General features: G+C 62.7%; 22 protein-coding genes and 3 pseudogenes. 12 read left to right on the top strand and 13 right to left on the bottom strand.

Annotated elements, in window-relative coordinates; translation table 11 throughout:
• Positions 1-585: a nitroreductase family protein gene (locus NIBR502773_RS23075; protein WP_141157024.1), complete on the top strand. Its 585-nt coding sequence runs from the start codon at positions 1-3 to the stop codon at positions 583-585.
• 127 nt (positions 586-712) lie between these two features.
• Here NIBR502773_RS23075 and NIBR502773_RS23070 read toward each other — a convergent pair whose 3' ends face one another.
• The 5 genes and pseudogenes from NIBR502773_RS23070 to NIBR502773_RS23050 all read right to left on the bottom strand — a co-directional run bounded on the left by NIBR502773_RS23070 (position 713) and on the right by NIBR502773_RS23050 (position 5,369).
• On the bottom strand, positions 713-1,645 hold the full coding sequence (locus tag NIBR502773_RS23070; RefSeq protein ID WP_141157023.1) for a D-2-hydroxyacid dehydrogenase: 933 nt from the start codon (positions 1,643-1,645) through the stop codon (positions 713-715).
• Between the two features lie 107 nt (positions 1,646-1,752).
• Positions 1,753-2,046, bottom strand: coding sequence for a YcgL domain-containing protein (locus NIBR502773_RS23065; RefSeq protein ID WP_027604276.1), 294 nt, complete (start codon positions 2,044-2,046; stop codon positions 1,753-1,755).
• Entirely contained in the window at positions 2,043-3,176 is a 1,134-nt protein-coding gene (gene rnd, locus NIBR502773_RS23060) for a ribonuclease D (protein WP_141157022.1), read from the bottom strand. Before rnd ends, NIBR502773_RS23065 begins: the two co-directional genes overlap by 4 nt.
• A 122-nt stretch (positions 3,177-3,298) precedes the next feature.
• The gene (locus NIBR502773_RS23055) at positions 3,299-3,898 is read right to left on the bottom strand and encodes a class I SAM-dependent methyltransferase (RefSeq protein WP_115485901.1); all 600 of its coding nucleotides are present in this window, start codon (positions 3,896-3,898) and stop codon (positions 3,299-3,301) included.
• A 101-nt stretch (positions 3,899-3,999) separates the two neighbouring features.
• Positions 4,000-5,369: pseudogene (locus NIBR502773_RS23050) on the bottom strand (glutamine synthetase family protein).
• A gap of 347 nt (positions 5,370-5,716) precedes the next feature.
• Here NIBR502773_RS23050 and NIBR502773_RS23045 point away from each other — a divergent pair.
• The gene (locus NIBR502773_RS23045; protein WP_141157021.1) at positions 5,717-6,490 is read left to right on the top strand and encodes a transporter substrate-binding domain-containing protein; all 774 of its coding nucleotides are present in this window, start codon (positions 5,717-5,719) and stop codon (positions 6,488-6,490) included.
• Positions 6,491-6,540: 50 nt separating this feature from the next.
• Positions 6,541-7,380 (top strand): cache domain-containing protein, encoded by an 840-nt coding sequence (locus NIBR502773_RS23040; protein WP_141157020.1) that lies wholly within the window; start codon positions 6,541-6,543, stop codon positions 7,378-7,380.
• Positions 7,381-7,449: 69 nt separating this feature from the next.
• On the opposite strand, the pseudogene NIBR502773_RS23035 reads toward NIBR502773_RS23040, so the two are convergent.
• Positions 7,450-8,966, bottom strand: a pseudogene (locus NIBR502773_RS23035) (MDR family MFS transporter).
• 66 nt (positions 8,967-9,032) lie between these two features.
• Positions 9,033-10,217: a 4-hydroxybenzoate 3-monooxygenase gene (gene pobA, locus NIBR502773_RS23030; protein ID WP_177414174.1), complete on the bottom strand. Its 1,185-nt coding sequence runs from the start codon at positions 10,215-10,217 to the stop codon at positions 9,033-9,035.
• 189 nt (positions 10,218-10,406) lie between these two features.
• Between pobA and NIBR502773_RS23025 the strand changes: the two genes are divergently transcribed.
• The gene (locus NIBR502773_RS23025) at positions 10,407-11,285 is read left to right on the top strand and encodes a helix-turn-helix domain-containing protein (protein WP_115485896.1); all 879 of its coding nucleotides are present in this window, start codon (positions 10,407-10,409) and stop codon (positions 11,283-11,285) included.
• Here NIBR502773_RS23025 and NIBR502773_RS30655 read toward each other — a convergent pair.
• Positions 11,278-11,454 carry a hypothetical protein gene (locus tag NIBR502773_RS30655; protein WP_162844255.1) on the bottom strand — a complete coding sequence of 59 codons (177 nt, stop codon included), beginning with the start codon at positions 11,452-11,454 and terminating at the stop codon, positions 11,278-11,280. The two genes, NIBR502773_RS23025 and NIBR502773_RS30655, sit on opposite strands and share 8 nt — an antisense overlap.
• A 100-nt stretch (positions 11,455-11,554) precedes the next feature.
• Entirely contained in the window at positions 11,555-12,460 is a 906-nt protein-coding gene (locus NIBR502773_RS23020; RefSeq protein WP_027604285.1) for a LysR family transcriptional regulator, read from the bottom strand.
• Between the two features lie 107 nt (positions 12,461-12,567).
• Here NIBR502773_RS23020 and NIBR502773_RS23015 point away from each other — a divergent pair, with 107 nt between their 5' ends.
• Both NIBR502773_RS23015 and NIBR502773_RS23010 read left to right on the top strand, forming a co-directional pair.
• Entirely contained in the window at positions 12,568-13,431 is an 864-nt protein-coding gene (locus tag NIBR502773_RS23015; RefSeq protein WP_141157018.1) for an MBL fold metallo-hydrolase, read from the top strand.
• Positions 13,432-13,465: 34 nt separating this feature from the next.
• Positions 13,466-14,080: an NAD(P)-dependent oxidoreductase gene (locus NIBR502773_RS23010; protein WP_115485894.1), complete on the top strand. Its 615-nt coding sequence runs from the start codon at positions 13,466-13,468 to the stop codon at positions 14,078-14,080.
• Positions 14,081-14,128: 48 nt separating this feature from the next.
• Here NIBR502773_RS23010 and NIBR502773_RS23005 read toward each other — a convergent pair whose 3' ends face one another.
• Positions 14,129-15,001: a LysR substrate-binding domain-containing protein gene (locus NIBR502773_RS23005; RefSeq protein ID WP_141157017.1), complete on the bottom strand. Its 873-nt coding sequence runs from the start codon at positions 14,999-15,001 to the stop codon at positions 14,129-14,131.
• A 111-nt stretch (positions 15,002-15,112) separates the two neighbouring features.
• On the opposite strand from NIBR502773_RS23005, the gene NIBR502773_RS23000 reads away from it, so the two are divergent.
• From NIBR502773_RS23000 to NIBR502773_RS22985, 4 genes and pseudogenes are all read left to right on the top strand, one after another.
• On the top strand, positions 15,113-16,738 hold the full coding sequence (locus NIBR502773_RS23000) for a 5-guanidino-2-oxopentanoate decarboxylase (RefSeq protein ID WP_141157016.1): 1,626 nt from the start codon (positions 15,113-15,115) through the stop codon (positions 16,736-16,738).
• Complete coding sequence (locus tag NIBR502773_RS22995) at positions 16,735-18,177, top strand: aldehyde dehydrogenase family protein (protein WP_141157015.1); 1,443 nt, start codon at positions 16,735-16,737, stop codon at positions 18,175-18,177. The genes NIBR502773_RS23000 and NIBR502773_RS22995 overlap by 4 nt, the downstream gene beginning before the upstream one ends.
• 146 nt (positions 18,178-18,323) lie before the next feature.
• A pseudogene (locus NIBR502773_RS22990) lies at positions 18,324-19,510 on the top strand (cyanate transporter).
• 137 nt (positions 19,511-19,647) lie between these two features.
• Positions 19,648-20,583, top strand: a complete 936-nt coding sequence (locus NIBR502773_RS22985; RefSeq protein ID WP_115485890.1) for a LysR family transcriptional regulator — start codon at positions 19,648-19,650, stop codon at positions 20,581-20,583.
• 15 nt (positions 20,584-20,598) lie between these two features.
• Here NIBR502773_RS22985 and NIBR502773_RS22980 read toward each other — a convergent pair whose 3' ends face one another.
• Together NIBR502773_RS22980 and NIBR502773_RS22975 are read right to left on the bottom strand one after the other, a co-directional pair.
• On the bottom strand, positions 20,599-20,961 hold the full coding sequence (locus NIBR502773_RS22980; protein ID WP_065938908.1) for a 5-carboxymethyl-2-hydroxymuconate Delta-isomerase: 363 nt from the start codon (positions 20,959-20,961) through the stop codon (positions 20,599-20,601).
• 55 nt (positions 20,962-21,016) lie between these two features.
• Positions 21,017-21,940 (bottom strand): LysR substrate-binding domain-containing protein, encoded by a 924-nt coding sequence (locus NIBR502773_RS22975; RefSeq protein ID WP_092356590.1) that lies wholly within the window; start codon positions 21,938-21,940, stop codon positions 21,017-21,019.
• Between the two features lie 127 nt (positions 21,941-22,067).
• Between NIBR502773_RS22975 and NIBR502773_RS22970 the strand changes: the two genes are divergently transcribed.
• Both NIBR502773_RS22970 and NIBR502773_RS22965 read left to right on the top strand, forming a co-directional pair.
• Positions 22,068-22,247, top strand: a complete 180-nt coding sequence (locus NIBR502773_RS22970) for a hypothetical protein (protein WP_065938906.1) — start codon at positions 22,068-22,070, stop codon at positions 22,245-22,247.
• Positions 22,248-22,331: 84 nt separating this feature from the next.
• Positions 22,332-22,829 carry a hypothetical protein gene (locus NIBR502773_RS22965; RefSeq protein ID WP_141157014.1) on the top strand — a complete coding sequence of 166 codons (498 nt, stop codon included), beginning with the start codon at positions 22,332-22,334 and terminating at the stop codon, positions 22,827-22,829.
• Here the strand turns inward: NIBR502773_RS22965 and NIBR502773_RS30650 are convergent, their stop codons facing one another.
• Complete coding sequence (locus tag NIBR502773_RS30650; protein ID WP_162844254.1) at positions 22,830-22,973, bottom strand: hypothetical protein; 144 nt, start codon at positions 22,971-22,973, stop codon at positions 22,830-22,832.
• Between the last annotated feature and the right edge of the window lie 142 nt (positions 22,974-23,115).

The raw sequence follows: 23,115 nt of genomic DNA, 5'->3' as shown, positions 1-23,115 counted from the left end.
ATGACACGCGTTGCCGATTACCCGATCCATACCCAGTTCACCGAACGCTGGTCGCCCCGTGCCTTTACCGGCGAGAGCATCCCGCAGGAAACCCTGCTGAGCTTCTTCGAAGCCGCACGCTGGGCACCGTCGGCCTACAACTCGCAGCCTTGGCGTTTTCTCTATGCACGCCGTGACACGCCGGACTGGAAGCGCTTCCTGGGCCTGCTGAATGAATTCAATCGTGGTTGGGCACAGCATGCGTCGGCCCTGGTGATCATTGCCTCGAAAACCGACTTCATCGCCCCCGGTGCCACGGAAGAAACCCCGGCACTCTGGCACACCTTCGACACCGGCTCGGCCTGGGGCCACCTGGCGCTGCAAGCCAGCCTCAGCGGCTGGCACACCCACGGCATGGCCGGCTTCGATCAGGAGCTGACGCGCAAGGAGCTGAAGATTCCAGAGGGGTATGCGCTGCATGCCGCCGTTGCAGTGGGCAAGCTGGGCGACAAGTCGACCTTGCCGGAGTACCTGCAGGGCCGTGAAGCGCCAAGCCCGCGTAAGCCGCTGAGCGAGCTGGTGTCAGAAGGTGATTTCAGCCTCTGAAACTGACGCAATCTCAAAATGTGGGAGGGGGCTTGCCCCCGATAGCGGTGGTTCAGTCAATAGATACAGTGACTGACACTCTGCTATCGGGAGCAAGCCCCCTCCCACATTTTCTCCCAGCGCCGCCTCAGTAACCGCGCTCGAAATCCACTTCCCCGCGCAAGGCTTGCTTGGCCTGGTACGCGCGCAGGTTTTCCAGGAACAGCTCCACCATCATCGGCGGCGAGGTCGGCGCGGAGCTGTGCCCGGTCAACAGCAGGCCCCAGGCGGTCCAGAACGGGTGGCGCTGCGGCAACGGTTCCTGGCGGCACACGTCGATCACCGCGCCGGCCAGGTGCCCTTCTTTCAGGGCCTCGACCAGATCGGCATCCACCACCGCCACACCGCGCCCGACGTTGATGAACAAACCGGTCGGCTTGAACTGCTTGAACAGCGCGGCGTCGTACAGGTCATGGGTGTTCGGCGTGTTGGGCAGCAGGTTGATCACGTAGTCCACCTCCGCCACCAACCGACCCAGTTGGTCGAGCCCGGCCACTTCGATAAACGGCGCTTGTTCCCGCGCAGTGCTGGCGATGCCGTACAACTTGACGCCGAACGGCACGAGAAACTCGGCGACACGCTGGCCGATGTCGCCGGTACCCACGATCAACGCCTTGCGCCCCGCCAGGCTCTGGCCAGTGCGGCTGTCCCACTTGCGCTCGACCTGGCTGACCAGTCGCGCCAGTACTTCGCGCTCGTGGCCCAGCATGTAGGTGAGGACAAATTCGGCCATGACCTGGCCAAAAATACCGACGGCGCGGGTCAGGCGATAGTCACGGGGCAAGCCTTCGGCCAGCAGCGGCGTAATACCGGCCCAGGTCGATTGCAGCCACTGCGGCTGGTGGCCCTGGCGCAACAGCGTCGCCAACAGGTCCGGCTGGCCCAGCCATACCGGGCAATCGGCGGCCAGGCGCGACAGCTCGGCCGAGTCGCCGCTGGTGAGCACCTCCAGGTCCGGCGCCGCTTCATTGAGCAATTGGGCGTAGAGCGGGTGATCCTGTTCAGCAATCAGAACACGCATGGTTCAAACCTTTCAAAAACAGTGCAGACGGCCGCCCGCTTCCCTACGGCCACCGCCCACTAATACGATTCCATTGAAACCTATGCCCCGGGCGAGGCACTGCCCGATCACATCGGGTCGTTGCGACGCAGCAGCTCTTCGGGCAGGTGCTCGATGTACTCGTCCTCGGCCGGCGGCATTTGCAGGTGATAGCCCTGCTTGTCGAGATTTTCCAGCACCACGATGATGTCTTCGCGAGACAACTTGCGCTCCGGCGTCAGCACCATGTCGAAGGCGTGGTGCGGTTTGCCGAACGCCGCCATCAAGGGCTCCGGCACGCGCTCCAGGGCGTCGCTTTTGAGCACGTAGAGGTACATGCCGTCTTTTTTCAGGCTGCGATAGATGGAGCAAATACGTTTCAAGGCTGTTCTCCGGCAGTGGCCAGGCTGTCGAGCAGCGCCTGGCCCATCAACTCGCGGCGCCAGCCACGCAGCGAGTCTGGCAATTGGTAAGGCCCATCGGGGTAGCCACTTTTAACCAGGGCTTCGAGGGTTTTCTTGCGCAGCATCAGTTCCGGCGCCATGTCCAGGCGCTCGGCGAATGTCTGGCCGAGGGCGCGCAGTTGCTTGATCAGCGTGGCGGCGTCCACCGGCAGCGGTTCAGCCACGGCCGGCGGCCACTGGTCCATGGAAACGCTACCGGCACGCTTGATCAGGTCCAGCAGGAACTGGCCATCCTGGCGCACGGTACGCGGGTGCATGTCTTCGATCTTGCCCAGGGCGGCGAGGTTGTCCGGCTGGGACTTGGCCAGGGGCCACAGCGAGTGTTCGCGAATGATGCGGTTGCGCGGCAGGTCACGGGCGCGGGCCTGTTGCTCGCGCCAGGCACAGAGTTCACGCAATACGGCGAGCTGGGCACGGGACAGTTTCCACGCCAGCTTGGCGTCACGGTACACCTCGTACGGGTCGACTTCGCGGCGCAGGTTGGCAACCAGTTCGGCGCCGTCTTCCAGGACCCAGGCGTATTTATCATCCGACAAGCGCGGGCGCAGGCGAATGTAGACCTCGGCCAGGTGCACGGCGTCTTCGGCGGCGTAGCTCACCTGGGTCTCGGACAATGGCCGCTGCAGCCAGTCCGAGCGGGTCTCGCCCTTGGGCAACTCGATATCGAGCACGGCTTGCACCAGGCGCGAGTAGCCCATGGAGAAGCCGAGGTTCAGGTAGGCGGCGGCCAATTGGGTATCGAACAACGGCACCGGCAGGCTGCCGGTCAGGCGCAGCAACACCTCAAGGTCTTCGCTGCAGGCGTGCACCACCTTGATCACCGCCGGGTTCTCCAGCAACGCGGCCAGGGGTTGCCAGTTGTCGATGGTCAGGGGATCGATCAGGTAAGCGCGTACGCCATCACCGATCTGGATCAGCCCGGCAATGGGATAAAAAGTGTCGACCCGCATGAATTCGGTGTCGAGGGCGACGAATGGCAACTGCTGCCATTCGGCGCAATGCTGGCCGAGGCTATCGTTGTCGCAGATCCAGTGAATATCGATGGCCACACGGCTCTCCCTTGAAGAATGGCGCGCAGTATATATCGCGAACGGGGCTAGCGAGCATCCGCAGTGCACAGGCAACCATGAAAACTCAGACAGGAGATGAAGAATAGTCCGACAAGTGGGAGTTATCCTTTCTTACGAAGAACGTAGACCCGCCACAGGCTGGAGCCCGGCATGAATTCCTGCTGACTCAAGACCTTGAACCCGGCCTGACGAAATTCCTCTTCCACGGCGGTACGCGAGGGTACCGACACAATCACCGTGTCGCGGCTGACCCGGTGAAACTCGCGCAATAACGCCATGCGCCCTTCGCTGCTGGGCACATGACGAAACAACTCCAGGCAGAAAATGCAATCCACCGCATTCGCCGACAAGCCGATGGAAAACGCCGAGCCCTGGAAGGTCTTGACGCGCTTGAGCAATGACGCCGGATGGTGGCTACGGGCGTGGTCGAGCATGTCCTGGGAATTGTCCGAGGCCAGGATCACCCGGTTGACGTGCTCGGCCAACACCGGCCAGAAGCGCCCCGAGCCGCAGGCCAGGTCCAGGATCAGCCCCGGCTCGCCAGCGACCTTGAGCGCCTGGCGCACCAACCACTCGTCGCGCCATGACGCCAGGCGCTGGCGCAGACCGGGCGGGCGCGTGTCACCGCAGACCCTGGCGTGCTCAAGGCCACAGCGTTCGGCGTATTCGATCTCGATGGAAGAAGGAGGTTGTGGCGACATCGCAGGCTCATGTGACTGAAACGGTAGTGAACGACCTTGATTCGCAGCTTAACCCTTGCAACGTGAAAAAAAGGTCGAAGCCCTCACCACCGTAAAAACCATCACGCCTGATGCAGATACCAACGCCAGTCCTGCTCGCCCACCTCGCCCATGAACTGGCGGTATTCAGCATGTTTCACCGCCAGGTACACGCCCAGGAACTCGCTGCCGAACGCCTCCCGCGCCCAGCTTGAAGCCTCCAGTGCGCGCAGGGTGGTGAGCCAATCGGTGGGCAGCAACGCCTTGGCCTGGGCGTAGCCGTTGCCTTCCACCGGGGCTCCGGGGTCGAGTTGTTCGCGAAGGCCACGGTGGATGCCCGCCAGGATCGCGGCCGCCGCCAGGTAAGGGTTGGCATCGGCGCCGCAAATGCGGTGTTCGATATGCCGGGAATCGGCCGGACCACCCGGCACCCGCAGGCTGACGGTGCGGTTGTCCACGCCCCAGGTGGCGGCCAGCGGCGCATAGCTGTTGGTTTGGAAACGGCGATAGGAGTTGGCGTTGGGGCAGAACATCAGCAGTGAATCGAGCAGGGTGCCGAGCATGCCCCCACCGCGTGGCGCAGCAGTGGCGTGCCGTCGGCGGCTTCACTGGCGAACAGGTTGTTGCCCTCGGCGTCGGCCAGGCTGACGTGCATATGCATGCCGGTGCCCGCCAGGTCATCGAACGGCTTGGCCATGAAGCACGCGGCAATGCCGTGTTTGTGCGCCACGCCCTTGACCAGGCGCTTGTAGCGCACCGCTTCGTCCATGGCTTGCAGGGCGTCGGCGCGGTGTTCCAGGGTGATCTCCACCTGGCCCGGGGCGTATTCGGAGATTGCCGTGCGCGCCGGAATGCCTTGCAGTTTGCAGGTGCTGTAAAGGTCGGCGAGGAACGGTTCGATCTGCTCCAGCTCACGCAGGCCGTAGACCTGGGTTGCGCGTGGGCGCCCGCCGTCCACGTCCCGTGCGGGTTGCGGGCGGCCATTGCTGTCGCGCTTCTGGTCGAGCAAGTAGAACTCCAGCTCCGCCGCCATTACCGGGTAATAACCGTCGGCGTTCAGGCCTTCGATTACCTTGGCCAGCAAATGCCGGGGGTCGGCCACGGTGGCGGGCAGGCCTTCGGTGGGGTGCATGCTGACCTGCACCGCAGCGGTCGGGATCAGCCGCCATGGCATGCGCTGCAAACTGCCGCTGATCGGGTAGGCGCGGCAGTCGATATCGCCCACCTCCCACACCAGCCCGGAATTCTCCACATCGTCGCCATTGATGGTCAGGCCGAGGATGGTGCTGGGCAGCGGCCGCCCGCTTTCATACACCGCCAGCAATTCGTCGCGGTGCAGCAACTTGCCGCGCGGCACGCCGTTGTTGTCGAGGATAAACAGCTCGAACAGCTCGATGTCCGGATGCTGTTCAAGGAAGGCGTGGGCTTCGTGCAGGCTGGCAAAAACACTCATGGGGGTTTCTCTTACGTTTGTGTCAGGCAGGCGCGCACAAGGGTGCGTCATCCGTGGGGTAAATCAGCGTAGGAGAAGGGAGTCTGGCGGGCGCGCGTGGCGGCAGTGGAACAGGGCCCAGAAGGCGAGTTCGGAGGGCAGTGTCGCAGGGTGAGTGTCGGGGGAGCCGCCCATGGGTGGATCACAATGATAGAGATGCGCCCAGCGTCACACGCCCGCATAGGTGTTTAAATTCAGGGTTGATGGAGTTTGGTTGCGACTTGGCTAAACATTCAACGCCCCTTGCTACCTGGCCTTGCTGCTGGAAATAATGACCGCCCCCGAGCATGCCCCAAGGACCCGATCGCATGAAAACAACGATAACCCTGTGCGTACTGGCAAGCCTGGCCACCTCCGCCCTGGCCGACACCGCCCCCTCGCGCCTTGACCAGGTGCTTGAGCGCGGCACCCTCAGCGTCTGCACCACCGGCGACTACAAGCCCTACACCTCGTTGCGCGCTGATGGCAGCTATGAAGGCATCGACATTGCCATGGCCGAGTCCCTGGCCAAGAGCCTCAATGCCAGGATCCAGTGGGTGCCCACCACCTGGAAAACCCTGATGCCGGACTTCCTCGCCCAGCGCTGCGACATCGCCGTGGGCGGGATTTCGGTGTCCCTGGAGCGCCAGAAAAAAGCCTTCTTCAGCCACTCCCTCGGGGTCGACGGCAAGATCCCGCTGGTGCGTTGCGCCGACGTCAAGCGCTACCAGACCGTGGAGCAGATCAACCAGCCCCAGGTGCGCGTGATCGAACCGGCGGGCGGCACCAACGAAGTCTTCGCTCGCGCCCACCTGGGCCAGGCGCAAATCCGCCTGCACGACAACGTGACCATCTTCGACGAACTGCTGGCCGGCAAGGCCGACGTGATGATCACCGACGCCAGCGAAGCGCGTTACCAGCAGAAGCAAAAGCCCGGGTTGTGCGCGGTCAACCCGGAGCGGCAGATGCAGTACAGCGAAAAAGCCTTCCTGCTGCCCCGTGATGATGTGGCGTGGAAGAGCTATGTCGACCAGTGGTTGCACCTGAGCGTGGCCACCGGCGTCTACGACGGCATCGTCAGCCAATGGTTGGCAGCGCCCTGAGCCAGAGCCGTCTACGCTGTGCTCACATCAATAAGAACGAGGGACGGGACATGAAGGGACTGCTCCGCATCACCTGGCTGCTGCTGTTGTGTTTCAGCCAGGTACACGCCGCGACCACTCAGGACGAGGACGCCCAGGCCGCCAAGGCCCTGCTGGAAAAAGCCCTGGCCTACTACCAGAGCAACGGCGACAAGGCGCTCGCCGTGTTCAGCCGCCAGGGCGAGTTTGTCGACCATGACCGCTACGTATTCGTGGTCGACACCCAGGGCGTGCTGCTGGCCAGCGGCGGGCCCTCCTCCGCCTTGATCGGCCGGGATGTGTCCGAGGTACTCGGGCCAGAGTTGCGCCAGTCATTCAAGGACGCGCTCAAGGTGCCGGAAGGCCAGGGTATCCAACAGGCCGACTACCGCTGGCAGAACTGGAACGACGGCAAGGTCGAGCACAAGCATGTGTTTTACCAGCGCGTCGGCCAGCGCATCCTCGCTGTGGGTTACTACCTGCCGCGCGCCACCCCGGAACAGGCCCGGGCCCTGCGCAACAAGGCGGTGAACGCGTTGCTGAAGGATGAAGCCGGCACACTCAAGGCCATCAACTCATTGCAGGGCGGTTTCCTGCAGGATGACCTCTATGTGTTTGTCGTGGACTTGAACACCCAGCGCTACGTGGCCCATGGCACCAACCTGCGCCTGATCAACACCGACTTCAGCAAGATCAAGGACCCCGACGGCAAGCCGGTGGGCGAGCCGATCCTCAAGCTGATGGCCGAGCAGGACCAGGGGGAATACAAGTACCGTTGGAAGAACCCGGTGACGGATAAGGTCGAGAACAAGCATGCGTATGTGCGCAAGGCCGGACATTTCATGGTTGCGGTGGGTTACTACAGCCCCTGATCTGAACTGGAATGCATTCAAATGTGGGAGGGGGTAAGCCCCTCTCACATCAAATCTCTATTGTGTCAGTCAGCGGGTTTTGTCTTCTCGCCCGCGCAGCACGCGATTGGGCATCGCGATCGCCGCCGCCAACCCCAGCAGCGACCCCCCGCACTCACCAGCAGCAAATGCCGGAACGTCACCCCCAGCTCCCCGCGCAGGGCATCCTGCGCCGGGCCTGGCGCGGCGTTCAGGCCGTCGAGCAGCACATTGCCGGAACCGCCCTCGGCCACCAGCGCACCGCTGGCCAGGTGGGCGAAGCTGGAGTCCTGCAACAGCGCCAGCAGCAACGCCGACATACACGCCACCCCCACCGCGCCGCCCAGGGAGCGGAACAGGTTGGTGGTGCTGGTAGCAACGCCGATGTCCCGTTGCTGCACCGAGTTCTGCGCCCCTACCAGGGAGGTGGGGAACTGCATGCCGGCGGCGATCCCGCACAGCAACATGAACACGCCGGTCAGCAGCATATCCTGGGGCGCACTGTAGGCCATGCCCAGGATCGCCAGCGGGCTCAACAGCGCTCCGCCGAGGATCATCGGTTTGTAACGCCCGGTCACCGAGGTCATGCGCCCGGCGCAATAGGCGCCGATGGGCAGGCCCATCGCCAGGGGCAGCAAATGCAAGGCGGCACTGTCGGCACCGCCGCCGGTCACTGTCTGAAAGCGCAGGGGCATCAGCACCGTCAGGGAAATCGCCTGGAAGCTGGTGAAGAAAATCGTGCACCAGCACAGCACCGCACTGCGGTTGGCAAACAGGTGCATCGGCAGCAAGGGCTCGCGGGCGCGGCGCTCGTGCCAGACGAACAGGGTCAATGCCACCAGGGCACAGGCCAGCAGCCCCAGCACCTGGCTGTCACGCCAATGATGGCCCTGGCCGATTTCGGTGATGCCCAACAGCAAGGCGGTGAGGCCGATGATCATCAGTACCGTGCCGAGGTAATCGATAATCGGCTTGCGTTGCGGTGCCGGCAGCCCCACCAGGGTGCGATGGGCCACGTACCAGGCACCGGCGCCCAACGGCAGGTTGATCAGGAACACCCAACGCCAGGATAAGTACTCGGTCATGTAGCCGCCCAACACCGGCCCGGCCACGCTGGCCACCGCGTACATGCTGCTGAAATAGCCCTGATAGCGCCCGCGCTCACGGGGCGGGATGATGTCGCCGATAATCGCCTGGCTCACCGAGATCATCCCGCCGGCGCCGATGCCCTGCAGCACCCGCGCCAGCACCAGTTGCTCCATGCTCTGGGCCATGCCGCAGAACAACGAAGCGACGGTGAACAAGCCCATGCCGATCAGCATCATCGGCCGCCGCCCGTAGAGGTCGCCGAGCTTGCCGTAGATCGGCACCGCCACCGTCATCGCCACCATATAACCGGAGATGACCCAGGCCAGCAGGTTGACGTCGTGGAATTGCGCGGAGATGGCGGGCATGGACACGGCGACGATGGTCTGGTCCAGAGCGCCGAGGAAGATCGCCATCATCAACGAGGCGAGAATACTGCGCACCGCGGGGAGCGGTGGCGCGGGCTGATTGAGCTGAGTCACGGCAGAACCTTCGAGCAGGGCCCGCGGGAAAAGGCGGCCCGCGGGAATGCTCGATACGATAGCAGGCTATTCGATAGGCTCGTAAGGAAGTCCGACGTAATTTTCCGCAATGGTCTGGCGCCCGGCTTCGGAGTGGATGAAGTACTCCAGCTCGCTCTGGGCAATGCGCTGGCTGAATCCGTCGGACTCAGGGAATTGATGCAACATCGAGGTCATCCACCAGGAAAACCGTTCAGCCTTCCACACCCGGCGCAGGCAGATGGCGGAATAACGTTCGAGCAAGTCCACGCGCCCCTCGCCATACACCTTGAGCAAAATCCGGAACAAGGTGCTCACGTCGCTGGCCGCCAGGTTCAAGCCCTTGGCCCCGGTGGGCGGCACGATATGGGCCGCATCGCCGAGCAGGAACAGGCGCCCGTACTGCATCGGTTCCACCACAAAACTGCGCAGGGGCGCGATGCTTTTTTCGATGGAGGGACCGGTGACCAGTTGTTCAGCCAAGGCGCTGGGCAGGCGGGTTTTCAGTTCCGCCCAGAAGCGTTCGTCCGACCATTCATCCACGGGCTCCTCGGCCGGCACTTGCAGGTAGTAGCGGCTGCGTGTCGGTGAACGCATGCTGCACAGCGCAAAGCCCCGTGAATGCTTGGCGTACACCAGTTCCGCGTGCACCGGCGGGGTGTCGGCAAGGATGCCCAGCCAACCGAAGGGGTAAACACGCTCGAACACCTTCAGCGATTCAGCCGGGATCGACTGGCGCGCTACACCGTGGAACCCATCACAACCGGCGATGTAGTCGCACTCCAGGCGAAACGCCTGGCCCTGATGCTCGAACGTCAGCCAGGGTCGATCGCTTTTAAGATCATGGGGCTGCACGTCGCGTGCTTCATACAGGGTGGTGGCGCCAGCGGCGGCGCGGGCGGCCATGAGGTCGCGGGTGACCTCGGTCTGGCCGTAGATCATCACCGATTGGCCGCCGGTCAGCGCCTTGAGGTCGATGTGGGTCAGTTGACCGTCCAGCGCCAGCTCGAAGCCATCATGCACCAGGCCTTCGGCATCCATGCGCTGGCTCACGCCCGCCTCGCGCAGCAGGTTGACCATGCCTTGTTCCAGCACCCCGGCGCGGATGCGGCCTTGTACGTAGTCGGCACTCTGGCGCTCCAGGATCAGGGTCTGGATACCGGCGTTGTGCAACAACTGGCCGAGCAAGAGTCCGGAGGGGCCGGCGCCGATAATGGCGACTTGGGTTTTCAGGGTTTTCATTATTTTTATCGCCCGCAAGTTCCACCCGAACGGATCGAGTGAAAGAGTTGTCATTGATCTTGTGGCTGACAGTTTTCACTTGAGTGCGCAGTATAAGAAGGTGAAAACTGCGACAAAACCTGCGCTTTTTGCCAATTTGGGCGATTACCGCACCACTGTCCTGAGTATCGGATTGAAACCATGACCAACACCGCGATTCCGGTCTTCAAGCTTTACGGAGAAAGCCAGCAATGGCCGACCCCCGATTTGTTGCACTGCGAAACCATTTCCCGGCGCAGTCGGGAATACCAGTGGGAAATCCAACCCCACCGGCATGCGGATCTGTGCCAACTGCTGTACGTGCACAAAGGCCAGGCCGAGTTGGAAATCGAAGGCCAGCGCACCACCCTCAAAGAAGCCACACTGCAGGTATTGCCGCCGTTGTGCGTGCATGGGTTTCGCTTTGCCGAAGATGTGGAAGGCTATGTAGTCACCCTGGCGGCACCGCTGGTCAGCCACTTGCAAGCCCAGCTGGGCGCAACGGCAGGCGGTTTGCAGACCCTGGGCAGCTACCCGGCGGGCAAGGACAGTGATTACCTCAACAGCCAGTTCGCCCGCCTGCAGGACGAATACGCCGACGACCAACCGGCCAGGGACATGCTGATGCATGCGCTGGTCAGTGTGCTGCTGGTGTGGATCAGCCGCCAGGCCATCCAGCGTCGCCACCCGCGCGCGCCAAGGGGCCGCGAGTATTTCCGGCGCTTTACGCAATTGGTTGAACAGCACTATCGGGAACACCCGAAGATTGAGGATCTGGCCCACAAGCTGGGTATCTCGGTCTCGCACCTGAATGGGACGTGTCGGGAACTGGGTGGGCAGCCTGCCTTGCAGATCATGCATGACCGCCAATTACTCGAAGCCAAGCGCCTGCTGACCTACACCAGCATGACCATCAACGAGATGTCGGAAGTACTGGGTTTTTCCGACCCAACCAACTTCTCTCGGCTGTTCCGCCGACGGGTCGGGTTCTCACCCAAGGCGTTTCGCGAGCAACTCAAGGCCGAACAGCCGCCTACCTGAGTGCACTGAAACTGCCGGTGTGGGGAACGCATTGGTCCTGATGGCAGCTGATCGCAAAAGTCGGCTGCATCCGGGTCTGCTCCACGCGGTAGGCGGCGGTGCCATACAGCCCGGTCGCCAGGGCGCAGAGGAAGAAAATCATCAGGTATTTGCGGGTTTTAATGCTCATGGCACAGACCTCTGAGCGGATCTACAGGGTGCTGTTTAAAGCATAGGCCAACCGGGGCGAGTTGCCATTATTGGGCGACATTCAACAGGGTTATGTCGCCCTAGAGCCCCCTATCCCAGACCGGCTGCTCGGGGAACCTCACCACCAGGAAATCCAGCAAGCTGCGCAACGCCGATGGCATGTGTTTGCGCGACGCATAGACCGCGTAGATGTTCATCTGCCGGGGTTCGGCCTCGGGTAGCAGACGTACCAGTTCACCACGGCGGATGTGATCGCCGGCCTGGTAGCTGGGCAGCATCGCCACCCCCGCGCCGGCCAGCGTCACGCGTAACAACGTACTCGCTTCGTTAGCGGTGATATTGCCGTGCACCGGCACCGAGACGTGCTCGCCGTGCTCCTCGAAATGCCACAGGCTTTTGCCGAAGTACGAATGGGTCAGGCAGTTGTGCCGGGCCAGGTCCTCGACTTTCTGCGGTGCCGGGTGCTCCAACAGGTAGGCTGGGGTTGCGCACACCACGGAGCGACAGACCGTCAGGCGCCGGGCGATCAGGTTGGGGTCCAGGTCGTTGCTGGTGCGGATGGCCAGGTCGATGCGCTCGTCCACCAGGTTCACCGTGCGGTCGAGCATTTGCAGGTCAATCGTCACCAAGGGGTAGCGTTTGACGTACTCGGCAATGGCCTCGGCCAATTGCGCCTGGCCGAACGAGGTGCTGACACTCAGGCGTAACAGGCCACGGGGCGCATTATCAGGCTCACTGACGGCGGCCTGCATATCGCCGCACAACTCCAGGAGTTGCCGACAGCGTGGCAGGGTTTCGCCACCGGCCGCCGTAAGGCTGAGTTTGCGCGTGGTGCGGTGCAACAGGCGCGCGCCGACCCAGTCTTCCAGCTCGGCCAGGTAACGCGACACCACAGGGCGGGACAGGTCCAAATGGTCGGCGGCGGCGGACTGGCTGCCCAGGTCCACCACCGTGACAAACACGCGCATTGCTTGAAGACGATCCATGATTTGCCCGATTTCAGAAACAAACTATGTCCCAGCATCGCATTTTTAGTTCGGTTTAGTGCAACTAAGCTCTGTGCATCCTTTGAACTCACTGCTGGAGCTGCCCGATGTTCTCAACCCTCAAGCGCTTGACCTTCACCGCTGCCTTGGCGTTTGCCGGCCATGCAGCGGCGGCCGACCTGACCCTGGATGTCTACAACCCTGGCGAGGCGGCGATCTTCCCGGTCAGCTCGGTGCTGGTCAGCGGTGCCAAAGACGCGATCCTGGTGGACGCGCAATTCGGCAAAGGCCAGGCCGTGCAACTGGTACAGAAGATCCGTGCCAGCGGCAAGCACCTGACCACCATCTACATCAGCCACGGCGACCCGGATTACTACTTCGGCCTCGACACCCTGACGGCCGCGTTCCCCGACGCCAAGGTCCTGGCACCGCAACCGGTGGTCGACCATATCAACGCCACCGTGGCCGGCAAACTTGAGTTCTGGGGCCCGAAAATGGGTGCCGACAAACCGGGCAAAACCATCGTGCCCCAGGTGCTGCAAGGCCACAGCCTGACCCTTGAAGGGCAGCAACTGGAGGTGATCGGCCTGGACGGCCCGCAGCCGGACCGCAGCTTCGTGTGGATCCCGTCGATCAAGGCCGTGGTCGGGGGCGTGGTGGTCGCGCAAAACATTCACCTGTGGATGGCCGACACCCAAAGCGCGCAATCCCATAAAGACTGGCTTGCGACCCTGCAACGCATCGAACAGCTGAAGCCACGCACGGTGATTCCGGGCCACTACCTGGGCACGCCGTCGCCGCAATCCGTAGCCTTTACTGCCGACTACATCAAGGCCTTCGACGTAGAAACCGCCAAGGCCAAGGACGCCGCCGCGCTGATCGCGGCCATGAAAAAGCGTTACCCCACCCTCGCCGACGAAAGCTCGCTGGAACTCAGCGCCAAAGTCGCCAAGGGCGAAATGAAGTGGTGAATGGCTTTAAACCCTGACCGTACTGGAGAACATCATGAGCAAGATCGCAATCATTGGGGCCACCGGCCGTGCCGGCAGCCAATTGCTGGAAGAAGCCCTGCGTCGTGGGCATAGCGTGGTGGCTATCGCGCGTAACACCGACAAGCTGGCTGTACGCCCCGGCGTCACCGTCAAGCAGGTTGATGCACTGGATGCCAATGCCCTGGAACAAGCCATCAGCGGCAGCGATGTGGTGATCAGTGCGGCACACTTCGCCACCCTGCCCGCCAGCGCCGTGATCAACCCGGTAAAAAAAGCCGGGGTGAAACGCCTGCTGGTGGTGGGTGGCGCCGGTTCGTTGCGGCTGCCCGGTGGCGGGCGTGTGATCGACAGCGCGGGCTTCCCTGCCGAATACAAGGCCGAAGCCAGTGCAGGCGCTGAGTTTCTTGACGTGCTGCGTCAGGAGAAGGACCTGGATTGGACGTTCCTGTCACCGTCCGCCTTGTTCGATGGCACCGAACGCACCGGTAAATTCCGCCTGGGCCAGGATGATTTGCTGGTGAGCAGTGACGGTAGCAGCTCGATCAGCTTTGCCGACTACGCCATCGCCATGCTCGACGAAGTGGAAACACCGAAGCACTCGCGCCAGCGCTTCACCGTCGGCTACTGACACCTGTGGGAGGGGGCTTGCCCCCTCCCACATTTGGATCTTCAGCGCCTACGACTGTTGCGCCTGGCTCACCAACCAATCCATCAACGTTTCAAGCCCTGCCGACGGCACCGTCCCCGGCGGATACACCAGGTAGTACCCCTTCCCCGTCGGCACCCGCAGTTCGAACGGCATCACCAGCCGACCCGCCTTGAGATCCTCGCCCATCAACGCACTGTCGCCCATCGCCACCCCGGAGCCCTGGGAGGCCACGTTCATCGCCAAGTCCAACGTCTCGAAATGATGCCCCTGGCTCACGTTGCTCAATCGCGTATCCGCCGCCTTGAGCCAGCGCGCCCAATCGCGCTCATCCCGGGTGGGATGCAACAGCACCTGTTGCTGCAAGTCCGCCGGGGTGTGCAAACCGGCGAGCAGCGCGGGGGCGCAGACCGGGGTGAGTTGCTCATCGAACAAGTGCCGCGCCTCGGCCGACTGCTCGGCGATGGGCGCATAGATAACCGCCGCGTCGAATTGCTCGCGACGAAAATCCACGCTGTAGGCCACGGTGGTAGTGAGTTCAACCGGCACATCCGGGCGTTCCTTTTGCCACTGCATCAAGCGCGGCAACAACCAGCGCATGACACAGGTGGAGGCCTTGATTTGCAAGGTATGGCGGCGATTGCCGATCTGTTCCAGCGCGTCACCGAGCAGGCCAAACACCTGCTGCACCCGTTGCGACCACTCGCGACCTTCTTCGGTCAGGCTCAACCCCCGTGCCTGGCGCTGGAACAAGGCGTAGCCCAAATGGCTCTCCAGCCCGGCGATCTGCCGGCTCACCGCGCCTTGGGTGATGTGCAGTTGCTCGGCGGCGCGGGTGAAGTTGCAGCACTGGGCCGTGACCCAGAAGGTATGCAGCGCGGGCAGTGGCGGAAGGCGTTTCATATGGGCGCAGCCATGACGTGAGGACATGGCTAGTATGACTTTTTATCGATTGTTGCCGCTACGGGCCAGCCGTTCCAATACCGCCACGATTCCATAACAAGAGCGACACCTATGGCGACCTGCGGCGAAGTATTGGTCAACCTTCTGGAACGCTACGGCGTGGACCAGGTGTTTGGTATCCCCGGCGTGCACACCGTGGAGCTGTATCGCGGCCTGGCCTGCTCGAGCATCCGCCACGTCACCCCGCGCCACGAACAGGGCGCCGGCTTTATGGCCGACGGCTACGCGCGCACCAGTGGCAAACCGGGCGTGTGTTTCATCATCACCGGCCCCGGCATGACCAATATCACCACCGCCATGGGCCAGGCCTACGCCGACTCGATCCCGATGCTGGTGATTTCCAGCGTGCAATCGCGCAGCCAGTTGGGCGGCGGGCGCGGCAAACTGCATGAGCTGCCGAACCAGGGCGCGATGATGGCCGGCGTGGCGGCGTTCTCCCATACCTTGATGTCGGCAGCGGAATTGCCCGCCGTGCTGGCGCGGGCGTTTGCGTTGTTCCAGGCCGGCAGGCCGCGCCCGGTGCATATCGAGATTCCGTTGGATGTGCTGGTGGAAAACGCCGATGCACTGCTGGGCAGTCAACCGGTCAGCATCGCCCGTGCCGGTGCGGCACCGGCGGCGGTCAAGCAGATGAGCCAGTTGCTCGCGGCCGCCAAACGCCCGCTGATCCTGGCCGGTGGCGGCGCGATTGAGGCGGCCGCCGAATTGACCCGCCTGGCCGAAGCCCTCGGCGCGCCGGTGGCCCTGACCATCAATGCCAAGGGCATGCTGCCTTCCGAGCATCCGCTGCTGATCGGCTCCACCCAGTCCCTGGTCGCTACCCGCGCGCTGGTGGCCGAGGCCGATGTGGTGCTGGCCATCGGCACCGAGCTGGCCGAGACCGACTACGACGTGACCTTCGCCGGTGGCTTTGAGATACCCGGTGCGCTGCTGCGCATCGATATCGACCCCGACCAGACCGTGCGCAATTACCCGCCGCACCTCGCACTGGTGGCCGATGCGCAGATCGCCGCCGATGCCTTGCTGACCGACTTGAACCGCACGCCGCTGGGGCCCCGCCACACCGACTGGGGCGCTCAGCGCGTCGCCCGGTTGTGGGCCGAACTGGTTCCCACCTGGGACGCCGCCACCCGCGCGCAAACCCTGTTCCTCAATACGGTGCTGGAAGCACTGCCGGGCGCCGTGCTGGTGGGAGACTCGACCCAACCGGTGTACAGCGGCAACCTGACCCTGAACCTCGACCACCCGCGCCGCTGGTTCAATTCCTCCACTGGCTACGGCACCTTGGGCTACGCCCTGCCGGCCGCCATCGGCGCCTGGTTGGGCCGTGGCGATGGGCAACCGGTGGTGTGTTTGATCGGTGACGGCGGGCTGCAATTCACCCTGCCGGAACTGGCCAGCGCAGTGGAAGCGCGCACGCCGATCATCGTGCTGCTGTGGAATAACCAGGGTTATGAAGAGATCAAGAAATACATGCTCAACCGCGCCATCGAACCGGTCGGCGTAGACATCTACACCCCGGACTTTATCGGCGTGGCCAAGGCCCTCGGCAGTGCTGCCGACAGCGCTCACAGCGTTGCACAGCTGCGCAACGCCTTGCGCGCCGCCGCCGATCGCCCGGGGCCGACGCTGATTGAGATCGACCAGGACCTATGGATGAAGGAGACAGCGGTATGAGCGCAATAGTGAACGGTGTGTATATCGACGGTGCATGGCGTGCCGGCCATGACGCGCTGGAGGTGATCAACCCGGCCACCGAGGCGACCCTGGCCCAGGTCAGCGTCGGCGATGGGCAGGCCGTGACCCAGGCCGTGGATGCGGCCAGCGCGGCCTTTATCGACTGGTCGAAAAGTAGCGGCCGCGATCGCGCCAGCCTGCTGCGCAAAATCGCCCAAGGCGTCAGCGCGCAGCGCGAACAGTTGATGCACCTGCAATCGAGCAACAACGGCAAGCCGCTGTTTGAAGCCGGTATCGATGTGGACGATGTGATCGCCACGTTCGAGTACTACGCCGGTATCGCCGACGATATGGACGCCGGCCAGGACCGCCCGGTGGCGCTGCCCAGCGACGACTTCAGCGCGCGCCTGCGCCGTGAGCCGTGCGGCGTGGTGGGGCTGATCGTGCCGTGGAATTTCCCGATGGTCACCACCGCCTGGAAACTCGCCCCGGCCCTTGCCGCCGGTTGCTGCGTGGTGCTCAAGCCCTCGGAAGTCACGCCATTGGCGGAGTTGCAGTTGGCGCAAATCATCGCTGACGCGGGCTGCCCGGCGGGGGTGTTCAACCTGGTCTGCGGCACCGGCTTGGCCGTTGGCGCACCGTTGGCCGCAGACCGTCGCGTGGCGAAGATTTCCTTCACCGGCAGCAACGCCGTGGGCGTACAGGTGATGCAACGTGCAGCGGAAACCATCAAAGGCGTGAGCCTGGAATTGGGCGGTAAATCTTCGCTGCTGGTACTGGCGGATGCCGACCTCGACCTGGCGGTGGAGCTGGCGTGTGGCGGTGGTTTTTTCAACGCCGGGCAAATGTGTTCCGCCACCAGCCGCGTGCTGGTGGCCGACAGCCTGGCGGATGAATTCCTGCAACGCTTGCAGGCCCGGGCTGAAGGGATTCGCGTCGCCGACCCATTTGCCGACGACGTGGAAATGGGCGCGTTGATCAACCGCGTGCAGTATCAGCGGGTGCTGGGGCATATCCAACGGGGCGTCGAGGCTGGCGCGCGATTGGTGTGTGGCGGCGAACGCCCGGCGAATCTGGCGAAGGGCTACTTCATTCGCCCAACCGTGTTTACCGACGTGCCATTGGACAGTGCATTGTGGAACAAAGAAATCTTCGGCCCGGTGCTGTGTGTACGGGCTTTTGCCACTGAGGAAGAGGCCATTGCCCTGGCCAACGACAGCGATTTCGGCCTGGTGGCCAGCGTGGTCAGCCGCAGCGTCGAGACCACCGAGCGCGTGGCGAATGCCTTGCAGGCCGGGTTGGTGTGGATCAACGCACCGCAGGTGATCTTCCCGCAGACGGCGTGGGGTGGTTACAAGCAGAGCAGTATCGGCCGTGAGCTAGGGCCTTGGGGCCTGGCGGCGTTTCAGGAGATCAAGCATGTGATCCGGTCTATCTGACGACGCAGAACAACTGTGGGAGGGGGCTTGCCCCCGATAGCGGTGTTTCAGTTAACCGCAATTTTTAGATAGCCCCTGCGACTTTCTCATTTGCCCCCCTCCCCCCTGCGTGGCCTGATTCACCCTTGTTCATTCAAGGCAGGCCCATGGAAAACGTTCAGGCAAAACCCACCACCGCCGTATGGCTGATGATCAGCGTCGTGCTGGTCGCCCTTAACCTGCGGCCGTCGATGGCCGCCGTGGGGCCGTTGTTGTCGTCAATCCGCGGCGATGTGCCATTGAGTTTCAGCAGCGCGGCGTTGCTGACCATGTTGCCGGTCATGGCAATGGGCCTGGCGATGTTCTTTGGCATGGGCCTGGCCAAGCGTTTTGGCGAGCACCGCAGCATTGTGCTGTCACTGCTGGTGATTGGCGTAGCGACGTTGTCGCGGCTGTTCCTGGATTCGGCCCTGGAATTGATCGTCAGCGCCATTGCCGCCGGTGTGGGCATCGCCATGATCCAGGCGTTGATGCCGGCCCTGATCAAGTCGCGGTTCAGCGACAACGTGTCGCTGTTCATGGGCCTCTATGTCACCGCCATCATGGGCGGCGCGGCGCTGGCGGCAACGTTCTCCCCCTTCGTGCAGGTGCAGACCGGCAGCTGGCGCATCGGCCTCGCGATCTGGGGGTTTCTGGCGCTGCTGGCCCTGGTGTTCTGGTACGCCCAGCGCTCGGTGTTGCCACCGTTGCCCCAAGCCGCCGCCGGCCCTCAGGAATCGTTTTTCGGCAACGGCCGCGCCTGGTTGCTGGCGATCTTTTTCGGCCTCGGTACGGCGTCCTACACCTGCGTGCTGGCGTGGCTGGCGCCGTACTACGTGGAGCAAGGCTGGAGCGAACAGAATGCCGGGTTGTTGCTGGGTTTCCTGACCGCTATGGAGGTGGTGTCCGGCATGGTGACGCCGGCCATCGCCAACCGCCGCCGGGATAAACGCGGGGTGGTGGCGGTGTTGCTGGGGCTGATCATCCTGGGGTTCTGCGGCCTGATCCTCAGCCCGCAACACCTCAGTCTGCTGTGGCCGTGCCTGCTGGGCCTGGGTATCGGCGGGTTGTTCCCGATGAGCCTGATCCTGTCCCTCGACCACCTCGACAACCCGCGCCGCGCGGGGGCCTTACCGCATTCGTACAGGGCATCGGCTACCTGATTGCCGGCCTGTCGCCGCTGATCGCCGGAATGATCCGCGACCAGCTGGGCAGCTTCGAATGGGCCTGGTGGTCGCTGACGGCGGTGATCGTGGTGATGCTGCTGATCGTCACGCGCTTCAACCCAAGGCATTACACAGAACATATTCGCTGACGTCGTGTTGCAAACAGTATTTGTCCCACGCAAAACATTGAAACGCCCTACAGAGCTTTCTATTGGTACGGCCGTTCCGTTAAGCTTTCGCGCTGTCTTGTACTGACTTCGGTACATGGGGTTTACGGACGAAACCGATGTTAAACAGTAACTTGCTCAGAAAACTCGATATGCAGGACTTGATGGTGTTTATCGCCGTCTATGACCAGAGCAGCGTTACCGACGTGTCAGAAACGCTGTTCGTCAGCCAGTCCACCGTGAGCTACAGCCTGAAGAAACTGCGGACCAGTTTTGAAGACGAGCTGTTTATCAACACGCGGGCGGGCATGCGGCCTACGTACAAGGCCACTACCATGTACGCCCATGTGCAGAAGATCCTCGAAAGCATCAACCTGTGCCACGCCGGTGGCCAGGCCTTCGACCCGACCCAGAAGGCCGTGACCTTCAATGTCTGCGCGCCGGAGTACTTCGAACAACTGATCCTGCCGCGCCTGTTGAAGAATTTCGACCGCGCCGACCTGCCGGTGATCGTCAATGTGCAGAAACTGGAAGCCGACATCCCCGCCGACGACCTGCGCGAGGGCCGCCTGGACCTGGTGATCTGCTTCGGACCGCACTTTCACCGCGCCCATAAAGACTTCAAGACCCAAATGCTGCTGGAGGACGATCTGGTGTGCGTCTTCGATAAACGCTCGGCACCGCGCGAGCCGGCATTCAGCCTGCAATCATTCGTCGAGCGGCGCCACGTGTTCCCCACGCCATGGACCTCCGACACCAACATGATCGACGGCTGGCTGGCGCGCCAGGCCCACAAGCGCCAGGTGATCGCCCGCGCCAACAGCTACAGCGCGGCGCTGAAGATGATCACCGGCACCGACTTCATCGTCACCCTGCCGCGCCGCGTGCAGAAACTGCTGGCACCGGCGACGGTGTTCGGCCACTGCGAGGCCCCCAACGGGTTACCGGGGTTCACCCTGGATATGCAGTGGAATGAAAGCAGTGAACAGGACAGTGCCAATACCTGGTTTCGTGAACAGGTGGTGAAGGTGTGTGCGGATCAGGGACTACTCTAATTTCTGTGGCGAGGGTTAGCCGATCGCGACTTTGCTGTAGGAATCGCGATCCATGTCGACCAGCTGGACACTGAGTTGAACCTGCAGATCCGTCGGCCAGTCGCCCAGATCCTGCAACGCTGCCAGCAGGCTTTGCGACAATTGCTGCTTGACCTGCGGCGACCGCCCGCTGAGCAGTGACAGCTTCACCGCGATGAAACCGCGTGGGTTGAGGGAGGTGCCGACCTGAAAACTCTCGAGCTTCACGGCGCGGCTTTTGATATCGAACTCGGAACCGAACTGCCCGGACGCCATCAGCACATTGTTGAGCCGCAACAGGGTTTTCTCGACGGCCAGGTTTGTCAGGTTGGCGGTGTATTCCAAGTGCAGGTGTGGCATGGATGACTCCGAGTCATTCGTAGGAAAGTCTGTAGATATAGCACGGATAAAAGCATCAGGCCTTGTTTGCCTGGCCCCGATCGCTCATGAACGCCTCCAGCCGCGAACGCACCCAGCGCTCGGCCGGGTCGGTGTCCACATGACTGAGCCAGACCATGGACAAATCCAGGGTCGGCGTCTCGAACGGAAACGGCTCGCAGAACAGGTTGCCCGACACCGCCATGGCCTCGGCCGTGTAATCCGGCAGGCTGGCGATCAGGTCGGTCCCGGCCAGCAGCGCGGGCAATGCGCTGTATTGCGGCACCGACAACACCACATGGCGCTTGCGGCCGATCTCCGCCAGCCACTCATCGGCAAACCCGGACACGTTGGCGGTGTGGGACACCAGCACATGGGGGCGCGAGCAATATTCATCGAGGGTCAGCGGGGTGTCCGAGGCATCGGCGCGCAGCAGTCGCGGACGAATGTGGCGCAGCAGCTTGCGCTTGGCATTCGCCGGCAGGCCACGGGTCTGGGTGATGCCGACGGTAATATCGCCGGACGCCAGCAGATCGGGAATCCGCCAATAGTCCACGTGCTGCACCACGAACACCACCTGCGGCGCTTCCTGGCGCAAGGCGCGCAGCAACGGTGGCAGCAGGCCGAATTCGACGTCATCGGACAAACCGATGCGAAAGGTCATAGTGCTGATGGACGGGTCGAAATCGTGAGTCAGGCTCAAGGCCGACGACAGTGAGTCCAGGGCCGGCGACAGGTGCTGGATGATTTCCTCGGCGCGCGCGGTAGGTTCCATGCGATGGCCGACGCGAATGAACAGCGGGTCGTTGAACAAGGTGCGCAGACGGTTGAGGGCCGAACTGATGGTCGGCTGGCCGAGAAACAGCTTCTCGGCCACTCGCGTCACATTGCGCTCGAGCATCAGTGCTTCGAAGACCACCATCAGGTTGATGTCGGCCTTGCGTAATTCATTGCGATTCATCGGCGCCTGCCCCTAGCCCAAGACAAGCCGCAGTTTAGAAAGCCGGGCCGGCCGCGTCTATGTGCACACTGTTCATCACGCGGCTTTGGGACTATAAACAGCGCTCGAACGTCGCAGGAACACTACCGTGCTGGTCATTTTTGGCCTGGCCATTCTGGTGGCCGGGTTCTGCCTCTGGCTTATCCGCTTTGTCACCCGCCCCACCGCCCGCACCTTGTTGCGGGTGTTTGTCGGCCTGTGCCTGGCAGCAGTGGTGGCGTATCTGGTGCTGGCCTCGGGTTTTCCTGTTTCGTTGCTGGTTTCATGACGCCCCCTCTTTGAACTGGATGCTATTGCCTTGATAAACATCCGCAACATCGCACTACCGCTGTTACTGGCCGGATGTACCGCCATGACGCCCTACAAGGCACCGCTCGAAGGCCCGCGAGCACAGCTCAAAAGTGAGTTGAGCACCCACGCCAGCTACAACGAATGGCTGTCTGTCAGCGTGTCGACGGATCATGAATGCCTGCAAGGCAGGGTGGGAGCGCCGAGTAAGGAAACCGCACTGTTTTCGGTGCACAGCAGCACTTCGCGCCCCGACGGTTACGTGGACATCGCCGCCGACCAGCCGCTGCACTTGATCGTGTCGGGCCTGGCGAGCGCCGGCCGGCGCTGTGTGATTGAGTTCAACACCCAGTTCGCCGCCCAAGGGCGCTACCTGCTCAAAGGCGGGATTGCCGACGCCGACAGTGGCTGGTGTCGCGTTAAGGTGATCAATGCCGATACCGGCGCCGCGCTGGCGGAGTTCGAAACCCCGACCCAGGTAACACCTGCCCCCACGGAGAGCCCTTCGTGGAGGCAGTTCATGGCCCGTCAAGGGTGCTTTTTAGCCCCGGCCGAACATTGATCAGGGCTTGAGCGGACGCTCCTGATCCCGCTCGGACAGCTCAGTGCCGTCGTCCGGGTGCTTCCAGGTCTGGGGTTTTTCCTCTTCATGTCGCCGGGGTTGCTCATGCTCCGGCTCATCCTGGCGCTTCGGTTCATTGCCCATAGCCATCTCCCTTCCGTAAGAATGGGTCATACCTTCCAGCATAGAACAGAGCGGGATTTTTGACAGGCACGCAAATTCATAACCAACAGACATTAATCAATCCATATTTTTCACTTTTCATTTCTAAATGTGTCAGCCACTA

The organism is Pseudomonas sp. NIBRBAC000502773 (assembly GCF_006517195.1).
GTDB classification, from domain to species: Bacteria; Pseudomonadota; Gammaproteobacteria; order Pseudomonadales; family Pseudomonadaceae; genus Aquipseudomonas; species Aquipseudomonas marginalis.
The sequence above is the reverse complement of the archived record's forward strand: the minus strand, read 5'-3'. Positions and strand labels throughout refer to the sequence as shown.

What these genes read in the sequence shown, in the direction of transcription:
- NIBR502773_RS23075 (WP_141157024.1), top strand. Translation starts at nt 1, where the DNA reads ATGACACGCGTTGCCGATTACCCGATCCATACCCAGTTCACCGAACGC.
- NIBR502773_RS23070 (WP_141157023.1), bottom strand. Translation starts at nt 1,645, where the DNA reads ATGCGTGTTCTGATTGCTGAACAGGATCACCCGCTCTACGCCCAATTG.
- NIBR502773_RS23055 (WP_115485901.1), bottom strand. Translation starts at nt 3,898, where the DNA reads ATGTCGCCACAACCTCCTTCTTCCATCGAGATCGAATACGCCGAACGC.
- NIBR502773_RS23045 (WP_141157021.1), top strand. Translation starts at nt 5,717, where the DNA reads ATGAAAACAACGATAACCCTGTGCGTACTGGCAAGCCTGGCCACCTCC.
- NIBR502773_RS23040 (WP_141157020.1), top strand. Translation starts at nt 6,541, where the DNA reads ATGAAGGGACTGCTCCGCATCACCTGGCTGCTGCTGTTGTGTTTCAGC.
- NIBR502773_RS23025 (WP_115485896.1), top strand. Translation starts at nt 10,407, where the DNA reads ATGACCAACACCGCGATTCCGGTCTTCAAGCTTTACGGAGAAAGCCAG.
- NIBR502773_RS30655 (WP_162844255.1), bottom strand. Translation starts at nt 11,454, where the DNA reads ATGAGCATTAAAACCCGCAAATACCTGATGATTTTCTTCCTCTGCGCC.
- NIBR502773_RS23020 (WP_027604285.1), bottom strand. Translation starts at nt 12,460, where the DNA reads ATGGATCGTCTTCAAGCAATGCGCGTGTTTGTCACGGTGGTGGACCTG.
- NIBR502773_RS23015 (WP_141157018.1), top strand. Translation starts at nt 12,568, where the DNA reads ATGTTCTCAACCCTCAAGCGCTTGACCTTCACCGCTGCCTTGGCGTTT.
- NIBR502773_RS23010 (WP_115485894.1), top strand. Translation starts at nt 13,466, where the DNA reads ATGAGCAAGATCGCAATCATTGGGGCCACCGGCCGTGCCGGCAGCCAA.
- NIBR502773_RS23005 (WP_141157017.1), bottom strand. Translation starts at nt 15,001, where the DNA reads ATGAAACGCCTTCCGCCACTGCCCGCGCTGCATACCTTCTGGGTCACG.
- NIBR502773_RS23000 (WP_141157016.1), top strand. Translation starts at nt 15,113, where the DNA reads ATGGCGACCTGCGGCGAAGTATTGGTCAACCTTCTGGAACGCTACGGC.
- NIBR502773_RS22995 (WP_141157015.1), top strand. Translation starts at nt 16,735, where the DNA reads ATGAGCGCAATAGTGAACGGTGTGTATATCGACGGTGCATGGCGTGCC.
- NIBR502773_RS22985 (WP_115485890.1), top strand. Translation starts at nt 19,648, where the DNA reads ATGTTAAACAGTAACTTGCTCAGAAAACTCGATATGCAGGACTTGATG.
- NIBR502773_RS22980 (WP_065938908.1), bottom strand. Translation starts at nt 20,961, where the DNA reads ATGCCACACCTGCACTTGGAATACACCGCCAACCTGACAAACCTGGCC.
- NIBR502773_RS22975 (WP_092356590.1), bottom strand. Translation starts at nt 21,940, where the DNA reads ATGAATCGCAATGAATTACGCAAGGCCGACATCAACCTGATGGTGGTC.
- NIBR502773_RS22965 (WP_141157014.1), top strand. Translation starts at nt 22,332, where the DNA reads ATGACGCCCTACAAGGCACCGCTCGAAGGCCCGCGAGCACAGCTCAAA.
- NIBR502773_RS30650 (WP_162844254.1), bottom strand. Translation starts at nt 22,973, where the DNA reads ATGGGCAATGAACCGAAGCGCCAGGATGAGCCGGAGCATGAGCAACCC.